Source organism: Streptococcus sp. SK140 (assembly GCF_000259525.1).
In the GTDB taxonomy this organism is placed as follows: Bacteria; Bacillota; Bacilli; order Lactobacillales; family Streptococcaceae; genus Streptococcus.
Map to the genome: position 1 here is coordinate 1 of NZ_AJML01000009.1, position 9144 is coordinate 9144.

At 40.1% G+C, this 9144-nt stretch carries 11 protein-coding genes; 6 read left to right on the forward strand and 5 right to left on the reverse strand.

Annotated features, from left to right (window positions below):
• Positions 1 to 122: 122 nt before the first annotated feature.
• Entirely contained in the window at positions 123 to 686 is a 564-nt protein-coding gene (locus HMPREF1116_RS03375; protein WP_007554540.1) for a sugar O-acetyltransferase, read from the forward strand.
• A gap of 136 nt (positions 687 to 822) precedes the next feature.
• Here the strand turns inward: HMPREF1116_RS03375 and HMPREF1116_RS03380 are convergent, their stop codons facing one another.
• Positions 823 to 1506 carry a DUF4956 domain-containing protein gene (locus tag HMPREF1116_RS03380; RefSeq protein ID WP_000933238.1) on the reverse strand — a complete coding sequence of 228 codons (684 nt, stop codon included), beginning with the start codon at positions 1504 to 1506 and terminating at the stop codon, positions 823 to 825.
• Entirely contained in the window at positions 1499 to 2275 is a 777-nt protein-coding gene (locus HMPREF1116_RS03385; RefSeq protein WP_000803024.1) for a polyphosphate polymerase domain-containing protein, read from the reverse strand. The genes HMPREF1116_RS03380 and HMPREF1116_RS03385 overlap by 8 nt, the downstream gene beginning before the upstream one ends.
• A gap of 206 nt (positions 2276 to 2481) precedes the next feature.
• Between HMPREF1116_RS03385 and HMPREF1116_RS03390 the strand changes: the two genes are divergently transcribed.
• The gene (locus HMPREF1116_RS03390; RefSeq protein WP_000644917.1) at positions 2482 to 3729 is read left to right on the forward strand and encodes a carbohydrate-binding domain-containing protein; all 1248 of its coding nucleotides are present in this window, start codon (positions 2482 to 2484) and stop codon (positions 3727 to 3729) included.
• 60 nt (positions 3730 to 3789) lie between these two features.
• On the opposite strand, the gene HMPREF1116_RS03395 is transcribed toward HMPREF1116_RS03390, so the two are convergent.
• The 3 genes from HMPREF1116_RS03395 to HMPREF1116_RS03405 all read right to left on the reverse strand — a co-directional run bounded on the left by HMPREF1116_RS03395 (position 3790) and on the right by HMPREF1116_RS03405 (position 5192).
• A complete protein-coding gene (locus tag HMPREF1116_RS03395; protein WP_000020982.1) occupies positions 3790 to 3993 on the reverse strand; it encodes a CsbD family protein in 204 nt (67 codons plus the stop codon).
• Positions 3994 to 4110: 117 nt separating this feature from the next.
• A complete protein-coding gene (locus tag HMPREF1116_RS03400) occupies positions 4111 to 4743 on the reverse strand; it encodes a DUF421 domain-containing protein (protein ID WP_000622762.1) in 633 nt (210 codons plus the stop codon).
• A complete protein-coding gene (locus tag HMPREF1116_RS03405; protein WP_000675344.1) occupies positions 4740 to 5192 on the reverse strand; it encodes a DUF3290 family protein in 453 nt (150 codons plus the stop codon). The genes HMPREF1116_RS03400 and HMPREF1116_RS03405 overlap by 4 nt, the downstream gene beginning before the upstream one ends.
• Positions 5193 to 5383: 191 nt before the next feature.
• Between HMPREF1116_RS03405 and HMPREF1116_RS03410 the strand changes: the two genes are divergently transcribed.
• The 4 genes from HMPREF1116_RS03410 to HMPREF1116_RS03425 form a co-directional block, all read left to right on the forward strand.
• Positions 5384 to 6148: a nucleoside phosphorylase gene (locus HMPREF1116_RS03410; RefSeq protein WP_000614988.1), complete on the forward strand. Its 765-nt coding sequence runs from the start codon at positions 5384 to 5386 to the stop codon at positions 6146 to 6148.
• A 32-nt stretch (positions 6149 to 6180) separates the two neighbouring features.
• A complete protein-coding gene (locus tag HMPREF1116_RS03415; protein ID WP_025171234.1) occupies positions 6181 to 7560 on the forward strand; it encodes a TrkH family potassium uptake protein in 1380 nt (459 codons plus the stop codon).
• A 13-nt stretch (positions 7561 to 7573) separates the two neighbouring features.
• The gene (locus HMPREF1116_RS03420) at positions 7574 to 8239 is read left to right on the forward strand and encodes a potassium channel family protein (RefSeq protein WP_001283888.1); all 666 of its coding nucleotides are present in this window, start codon (positions 7574 to 7576) and stop codon (positions 8237 to 8239) included.
• 156 nt (positions 8240 to 8395) lie between these two features.
• Positions 8396 to 9144, forward strand: a 749-nt coding sequence (locus HMPREF1116_RS03425) for an SSURE domain-containing protein (protein WP_000671353.1), incomplete at its 3' end; no start/stop codon positions are given.

Consider the following 9144-nt stretch of genomic DNA (forward strand, 5'->3'; position numbering starts at 1 on the left):
TCTTCGAAAATCAAATTCAAACCACGTCAGCTTCACCTTGCCGTACTCAAGTACAGCCTGCGGCTCTCTTCCTAGTTTGCTCTTTGATTTTCATTGAGTATAAAAAACAAGGATATCAAAATATGAAAACTGAATATCAAAAAATGATTGCGGGGGAACCCTATCACCCGTTTGATCCAGAACTCCGTGCCTTAGCGCAAACAGCGCGACAAAAGCAAGCAGCTTTTAATGAAGAAGTCGACCCGGTAAAAGGTATGGAAATCATCAAAGGTTGGTTTGGTTCTACTGGTGAAAATCTCTACATCAACACTCGCTTGATGGTAGATTACGGGGTCAATATTCATCTGGGAGAAAATTTTTATTCCAATTGGAATTTAACTATGCTAGATGTTTGTCCTATAACCATCGGTGATAATGCCATGATTGGTCCTAATTGTCAATTTTTAACACCCCTTCACCCACTGGATCCCGACGAACGAAACTCAGGACTAGAATTTGGCAAACCCATCACGATTGGTAAGAACTTTTGGGCAGGTGGTGGTGTCATTGTCCTACCGGGTGTTACTTTAGGGGATAATGTCGTTGCAGGAGCAGGAGCGGTCATTACAAAATCCTTTGGTGACAATGTTGTTCTAGCAGGAAATCCAGCACGAGTTATCAAAGAGATTCCAGTTAAAGGAAATTAAAGGTTGAGATAGAGAAGATGTAGTCTTTTTCACAAGAACTCTTTGGAATCGAAAAGCCTAACCAGTCTCAGTATCAAAAACTTATTGCTAGCAAAAAACGAGGTCGGAATTTTTATCCGAGCCTCGTTTTTCGTTTTTAGAGATTCTTTCTCTTTTTAGCTTTTTTAGTTAATGCCACATCGCATTGATCGATATTCTGTGTAAGGTAGCTAGTCACTTGGAAATCATCAACCTCTGTTTTTAGCTCGACTTCATAGACAATGCTAAGGTTGTCCCCTGCATTTGTGCTATTGATTGTAATCATGTCAATTTCTGAGCAGAATTGGTCAAGAGCTGATTGGATAGCACCTTGAATTTTCTCTTGATTAGCTACCGTGATTGTCAAAAGTCTACGGCGTTGATTGTCAGTTTTGACTTGTTGATTTTCCAAAAGGAACCAAACGCCCAAGATAAAGAGAGTGAAGAGAATTGCTAGGAAGAGATAGCCTGTTCCGCAAGCTAGACCGATAATCATGGCAAGGAAAATAGCAATCAGTTCTCTTGAACCACTAGTTGCAGAACGGAAACGAATCAAACTAAAAGTTCCGGCTACAGCAATTGAAGTACCCAAGCTCCCATTGACCAGAAAAATAACCAAGGTCATAAGGCAGGGGAGTAGAGTCAAGCTGATAGCAAATTCTCTGGTGTAGAGGGTCCGATATTTGTAGGTCCAAGTAAGTGCCAAACCGAGGACTAGACTGACTAGAAGTGCCAGCAGTAGTTGGAAGGGGTCTGCACTTGCAGTGATGTTGTTGAAAATTGAGTTAAATAGATTAAGCATAAGCGGTACCTGCGCTTTCTATACTGGGATGTGGTGCATAAGGAAGGCCTTGAGATTTGTGGTAAGCACAACTGTATTTTGAAAATTTGTGCTCCATCAAACCGTACTTGTCTAGAATGTCTTGTAACCACTGAGGTTTGTTTCCAGGAGCTTTAATCTCCATAATGACAGTATCATCATCTAAGAGAGTATCACCATGGTTGCCAGCGAAAAGACTGACATTTTCATCTCTATAGACTAGATTTTGGTCAATTGTGATACGAATTTTGTTATAGTTGTAGCCCTCGATGTATTTTTTTTCTTTTAATGAATAACGATCGTAGTAGATGTACATACGAGGCTGGATAGCCTGCTTGTAATCCTGGTGAAGCTTTTTCACTTTTTCAATGACGACTGTATCAGTAATGCTAGCATCCAGGTGCCCTTTTGTCATAAAATTAAGAATAGAACTAGGAGTTGAGAGTAGTCTAAACTTGCGACCAACTCCTTCTTGGTCCTTGGTTTTGATTTCTAAAAATACTTGACTATCTGCTTTAGGTTGACTGAGATAGGTCCGCATCCGAACCTTCTCTTTTCGCTTATTTCCAAAATCATCATCTTGGAGCACAGCAAAGTCTTCCGTATCAAAGTAGATATTTGAAATAGTTGAAATTGGATAGTCGTCTTCTACTAGATATTCCTTTAAATCTTGAATCAGTTTGTCTAGTTTATCTTTGGAGACAATATATTTGGTTTCAATCCGCTTAAAAGTAGTTTCTAATGGTTTCATAAGTCTTTCTCCTCTTGCTTTCAGTTATACTATTTCTAAACAAGGTGAACTTGCTTGTCTACAATTCTAGAGGGGATTTCTAAAACTTTTGTTAAATTTAACTTAATTGAAACTAAACTTAAGAAAACTTTCAGAAAAAGTTTAGGCTTCTTTTAGGAAAGACCCGTAGACTAAGAGCATGTAAAATGAAAGACGAGGAAACGAGCATGAAAGCAAAAAAATGGACATTCCTATTAACAAGTATAACAACTCTAGCACTAGTAACAGCATGTACCCAGTCAACTTCAAATACAATAGCTAGCAATAGTACTGCAACGACAACAGTAACTACCAATAAGAAAACATCTAGTTACTTTACAGATAAGGACTATGATACTTCTTATGATGAAAAGACAGCAGCAACTGTAACTCTGTCAGGATCAACGGCAACGGTATCAGGTGATGGAGTGGCCGTATCGGGTTCTACCGTTACAATCTCTAAGTCAGGTACCTATGTGATTTCCGGTCAATCTGATGGAGTTCAAATCAAGATCGAAGCTGGAAGTTCAGATGACGTACACATCGTTCTAAATGGCGTCACCATGACTAATACCAATGCAGCTATTTCTGCAACATCAGCCGGCCATGTTTACCTAACTCTAGCAGATGATACAACCAATAGCCTGTCAGATTCAGCTTCAAACAGTGATGACAAGGCTGACGCGGCCCTCTTCTCTAAAGTGGACTTGACCATCAACGGTAAAGGAACTCTCAATGTAGATGGCAAGAAAAACAATGCTATCAAGGCTAACGATACACTTCACATCACAGGTGGAACCTACAACATCACAGCAGTTGGAGATGCCTTTAATGTTAATGATGAACTCAACATCACCGGGACAAACATGGCCATCGATGCCAAGGAAGACGGAGTCAAGGTCGACAATGATGACGATACTTCTGTTGGAACCATGTATCTCTCTGATAACACTATAACCGTTACTGCAGGTGATGATGGTATCCATGCCTCAGGTGATTTGGTCATCGATAGTGGAACCTATACCGTCAAGAATTCTACCGAAGGGCTTGAAGGAAAGTCAATCACTATCAACGGTGGGGATATTACCATCTATTCAACAGATGATGGTGTCAATGCGGCTAACAAAAATGCTCAACAAAGCGAAATTTTCTTTACCATGAATGGTGGGAACTTGACAGTTGAAGTTGGCCAAGGGGACACAGATCCAATTGATTCAAACGGTAATATTACAGTTAATGGAGGAACCATCAAAATGACTGGTCAATCTGGTTTTGACTTTGACGGAACAGCGACCTACACAGGTGGAGATATCTACCTCAATGGTGAAAAACAAACTGAAATCGTCAATTCTATGCCTGGAGGCGGAGGAGCACCTGGCGGTGACCCTCAAGGAAATGGTGGCCCTGGTGGTGGTGCACCTGGCGGACACCCATAAAATAAAATCTCCTTTCTCGAAAGAGAAGGGAGATTTTTTTATTGTTAGGACGAGAAAGAATTATTCCCCGTCTTTTTTAAAGATGTTTTTTACACCAGATACTGCACCTTCGACAGCTTCTTTAGCATCTTCAGCAACTTCTTTAGCTTTTGAAGCTACTTTTTCTGCAGCTCCTTCAGCTTGAGTTTTTGTATCGCCAGTAAGTTTACCAAAACCTTCTTTAACAGAACCTTTAGCTTGGTTGAATTTTTCTTCGATTGACATGGGGATTACCTCCGTTAATTTATTCCATCATCTAAATTCCATCAGATAATAACTTAAGTATATACCCTTTTGTACTAAAAAGCAAAAAACTGATACGAAAAGCATCAGTTTATTTTTTTAATAGGTTACAACATTCAATTGACCTTTATCGTATTCAGCAATAAAGATATTTGAGACTTCTTCGAAACCTTCTTCTTTCAATTTCTCAGTTAGCCACTCCTCGGATTTGCCAATGGTTTCTAGGATTTCAATTTGGACAACACCGTCTGTAATGACTGGGTACTTAGGATTCTCGTCACCCATTCTTACGACAATCAGCTGTCCATTTTGCTCAATCACAGCTCTCTTGACTTCTTTCAATTGGAAAATCCCTTGAGAGCGCAACTTAAGAGCTACATCTGCCGCTGCAAGACCTTTTGAGCGACAGGCTTCTGGATCTAACTTACCATTTTTAATGATAATAGTTGGTTTTCCGTCAATCAGATGTTTGATGAAGGAAACATTGGTATTCAACCATTTAAGGAGTAAAATGAGAATAGTCCAAATAATGAGGATAACAATGTATTGGATGATGGTAATAGAACTATTGTAGATAACCCCACCGATAATACCCCCGAGAACAAAGTTCTGGATTTGGTCCACTGCAGAACTTGGTGCAAGATTTCCTTTCCCTGTTACGTTAATAACAAACACTAGAGAAAGAAGCCCTAAGGCTAATTTAATCGCAATTGTAGCAAAAAAGCTTATCATTTTTCAACCTCCACGAGTTCAACATCTGATTTATAGAGTTCTATCTTTTCTAATAAGTAGCTATCTTGGTCGCTTCCACTGATAGCGCGGTAAAAATTGTCGCCAACCTTAACAATGGCTCCGTCAGTTGTAGCTGAAGTATTGACGTAGACAGCCTTTTTATCAACACCTAACTCTTTTGAGACAATCTCGATGAAGTGTAAGGAACTACGGAATTGATTGTCATTGGATTGGTTGTTTTGAAAATTCGTAATGCTTATCAAAACGAAAGCTATTAAGGTCAAAATAGAAATAATCGATAATTCACGGAACTTACTTCCTCTCTTATCTTGAAAAGCCTTAAATGCAAAAAATCCAGTCACAATAAGCAGTAAAGCTGATACGATAATCATGACCCAATTCTGTTGACTAATCTGGCTGAGCACATAGTCATAGGAATAGAATTTCATAAAACTCCCTCACTTTTTTTAAATTCAATCTATTATAAGATAATTCCTTTGCTACAGCAATTTTTTTAGTACGAAAAATAGTTTTTAATTCTTCTTTCCTATTTAAAATAAGTTTTTGAGTTGACTTAGGCTTCCGTCTTGACTTTCGTTTTGCTTTTGTTATAATAGTACAAATTTAGAGGAGGTACTCTATGATTCAAAAACATGCTATTCCTATTTTAGAGTTTGATGACAATCCGCAAGCGGTTATCATGCCTAACCATGAAGGTTTAGATTTACAGTTGCCAAAGAAGTGCGTCTATGCATTTTTGGAGGAGGAGATTGATCGCTATGCTCAGGAAGTAGGGGCGAAGTGCGTCGGGGAATTTGTTTCTGCCACGAAAACTTATCCTGTTTATGTCATCAACTACAAGGGCGAGGAGATTTGTCTGGCCCAGGCGCCCGTGGGTTCTGCCCCAGCGGCCCAGTTTATGGATTGGTTGATTGGCTATGGTGTGGAGCAAATCATTTCCACTGGTACTTGTGGAGTCCTAGCTGATATAGAGGAGAATGCCTTTCTAGTTCCAGTTCGAGCCCTACGCGATGAAGGAGCCAGTTACCATTATGCACCACCTTCTCGTTATATGGATGTGCATGTTCAAGCAATTTCTGCTACCGAGCAAGTTTTGGAACAACTAGGTGTCCCTTACGAAGAAGTCATGACTTGGTCGACAGACGGATTTTACCGAGAAACAGCTGAAAAAGTTGCCTATCGTAAGGAAGAAGGTTGTGCAGTTGTGGAGATGGAGTGTGCAGCTCTTGCAGCAGTTGCCCAGCTTCGAGGAGTAGTTTGGGGTCAACTTCTATTTACAGCCGACTCTCTAGCGGATTTAGAAAATTATGATAGCCGCGATTGGGGTTCAGAAGCTTTTGACAAGGCCTTAGAACTCTGTCTTGAAATCGTTAGTCATATGTGACTGCTTTAACTGTTTTATGGTACAATGTAGCTATGTTATTCAAATCATTAAGAGAAAAAATAGAGCAGAGTCTGGCTCAGATGTCACCTGCTCGTCGAATTTTTTTGAGTTTTGCCCTAGTCATTTTACTAGGTTCCCTACTTTTGAGCCTACCCGTTGTACAGGTAGCAACTTCCAGAGCAACTTATTTTGACCACCTTTTCACTACCGTGTCTATGGTCTGTGTGACAGGTCTCTTTACCCAACCTGTAGTGTCCACTTATAATATCTGGGGTCAGCTAATCTGTATGTTCTTAATTCAGATTGGTGGCTTGGGTCTCATGACCTTTATCGGAGTTTTCTATATTCAGAGTAAGCAAAAATTGAGTCTTAGAAACCGTGAAACAATTCTGGAGAGTTTTAGTTTTGAAGAAACTCAGTCTTTGAAGGATTTTCTACGTTCCATCTTTTTGACGACTTTTTTAGTAGAAGGTTTAGGAGCCTTTCTGCTGAGTTTTCGTTTTATCCCCGAATTTGGCTGGGGGCGAGGTATTTTAACGTCTATCTTTTTGGCGATTTCAGCTTTCTGTAATGCTGGATTTGATAATTTTGGAAGTACGAGTTTGCTAGCCTTTCAGACAGATCCTTTGGTTAATCTAGTGATTGCTGGCTTGATTATTACAGGCGGTCTAGGTTTCATGGTTTGGTTTGATCTAGCAACCCAGTTAGGAAAGAAGAAAAAACGACGTCTTCGTTTTCATACCAAATTGGTTCTTTTTTTAACAGTGGGGATTTTATTTACTGGAACAGTTTCAACTCTCTTGATTGAGTGGAACAATCCAGGGACCATTGGCAATCTTAGCGTACCTGATAAATTGCTGGTCAGTTTCTTCCAAACTGTCAGCATGAGAACAGCAGGTTTTGCTTCTATTGATTACACTCAAGCTAGACCTGTAACATTGCTGATTTATATCTTACAAATGTTTCTCGGTGGAGCACCTGGAGGAACAGCAGGAGGACTAAAAATCACGACCTTCTTTGTTTTGTTGGTATTCGCACGCAGTGAGTTTTTAGGGTTACCTCATGCCAATGTAGCACAGAGAACGATTGAACCTCGGACAGTCCAAAAATCATTCAGTGTCTTCATTATTTTTTTATTGACTTTTCTGGTTGGCTTGATTTTACTAGGAATAACAGCAGAAGGGAATCCGAAATTTATCTACCTGATGTTTGAAACTATTTCAGCACTTGCTACGGTTGGAGTAACTGCTAATTTGACACCAGAATTAGGCAAATTAGCTCTCAGCATTGTCATGCTACTGATGTTTATCGGACGAATTGGGCCACTGACGCTATTAGTCAGTTTAGCTGAGTATCGGCCAGATAAGAAAGATATGATTCACTATATGAAAGCAGATATAACCATAGGATAAGAAAGGATAAGCTATGTCAGATCGGACAATCGGAATTTTAGGTTTGGGTATTTTTGGGAGTAGTGTTCTCGCCGCTCTCGCTAAGCATGATGTAAATATCATAGCCATTGATGACCATGAGGAACGAATCAATCAATTTGAACCAGTCTTGGCGCGTGGTGTTGTTGGAGATATCACAGATGAGGACCTCTTGCTATCAGCTGGAATTGATACCTGCGATACCGTAGTCGTCGCAACGGGTGAAAATCTAGAGTCCAGTGTTCTTGCAGTCATGCATTGCAAGAGCCTGGGTGTACCAACTGTTATTGCTAAGGTTAAAAGCCATACAGCAAAAAAAGTCCTTGAAAAAATAGGTGCAGATTCAGTCATTTCACCAGAGTATGAGATGGGTCGTTCGTTGGCACAGACGATTCTCTTTAATAACAGTGTAGATGTCTTTCAGTTGGACAAGAATGTCTCCATTGTCGAAATGAAAGTTCCTGTATCGTGGGTAGGAAAGAGCCTTAGCCAATTAAATCTTAGAGGACGGTACAATCTCAATATCCTCGGTTTTCGTGACTACGAAAATGCTCCCTTAGATGTACAGTTTGGACCGAATGATCTATTGAAAGCCGACTCCTATATCATGGCAGTGATCAATAACCAATATTTGGATACTCTAGCAAGCCTCAGTGAGTAGAAGAGGAGTGACTATTCTTTTTTCAACGACTATTGAGTCAATATAAGTATTTTATAAGAGGGATTTAAGAAAAATTTTAACTTTTTCTTAATCCTTTTTAATTTTAGGAGATTATACTAGAGTCATCAAATAAAGAAAAACTCTAAGGAGAATCCTATGAAATTCAATCCAAATCAAAGATATACTCGTTGGTCTATTCGTCGTCTCAGTGTCGGTGTTGCCTCAGTTGTTGTGGCCAGTGGCTTCTTTGTCCTAGTTGGTCAACCAAGTTCTGCACGTGCCGATGTGGTTAATCCGACCTCTGCTCAAGTCGTGCCAGATGCAGATTCGGTAAGTGCAAAGAGCTACTTACCAGTAGAGCTACTCAAAGAAGCAGTGGATACTACTCTTCCTTCAGAACAGGCAGATTCAACGCCTAAAGCAAGCTTGGATACTACAAGTTTTTCAGAAAAAGCGGATGTGTCTAATAAAGACCAAGTAGTAGCACCAAAAGAAGAAGTGCAATCCCAAGATGACTCTAAGAAAGAAACAGAAGATACGGTTAAACCTGCAACAAATTCTGCTCCTGTAGTATCTGGACAAGACCGTGAGGCAGGTGAAGCTCAACCAGCAACCACCCCTGCTGAAGTTCAAAAAGGCGTGGTTGATAATACCAAAGACACAGTTGATGTCCCAGCTACTTACTTGGACAAAGCCAATTTCCCTGGTCCATTCACAGCTGGTGTTAATCAAGTTATTCCATACGAATTCTTCGCTGGCGACGGCATGTTGACTCGCCTTATCTTAAAAGCATCCGATAAGGCCCCATGGTCAGACAACGGTTCAGCCAAAAATCCGGCTCTCCCACCAGTAGAGAAATTGGGCAAAGGCCTTTACTTCTATGAAGTAGACTTGGCAGGTACTCA

Bases quoted from the DNA above. Each gene is read 5' to 3' on its own strand.
- HMPREF1116_RS03375 (WP_007554540.1), top strand. From the start codon at position 123: ATGAAAACTGAATATCAAAAAATGATTGCGGGGGAACCCTATCACCCG.
- HMPREF1116_RS03380 (WP_000933238.1), bottom strand. From the start codon at position 1,506: ATGCTTAATCTATTTAACTCAATTTTCAACAACATCACTGCAAGTGCA.
- HMPREF1116_RS03385 (WP_000803024.1), bottom strand. From the start codon at position 2,275: ATGAAACCATTAGAAACTACTTTTAAGCGGATTGAAACCAAATATATT.
- HMPREF1116_RS03390 (WP_000644917.1), top strand. From the start codon at position 2,482: ATGAAAGCAAAAAAATGGACATTCCTATTAACAAGTATAACAACTCTA.
- HMPREF1116_RS03395 (WP_000020982.1), bottom strand. From the start codon at position 3,993: ATGTCAATCGAAGAAAAATTCAACCAAGCTAAAGGTTCTGTTAAAGAA.
- HMPREF1116_RS03400 (WP_000622762.1), bottom strand. From the start codon at position 4,743: ATGATAAGCTTTTTTGCTACAATTGCGATTAAATTAGCCTTAGGGCTT.
- HMPREF1116_RS03405 (WP_000675344.1), bottom strand. From the start codon at position 5,192: ATGAAATTCTATTCCTATGACTATGTGCTCAGCCAGATTAGTCAACAG.
- HMPREF1116_RS03410 (WP_000614988.1), top strand. From the start codon at position 5,384: ATGATTCAAAAACATGCTATTCCTATTTTAGAGTTTGATGACAATCCG.
- HMPREF1116_RS03415 (WP_025171234.1), top strand. From the start codon at position 6,181: ATGTTATTCAAATCATTAAGAGAAAAAATAGAGCAGAGTCTGGCTCAG.
- HMPREF1116_RS03420 (WP_001283888.1), top strand. From the start codon at position 7,574: ATGTCAGATCGGACAATCGGAATTTTAGGTTTGGGTATTTTTGGGAGT.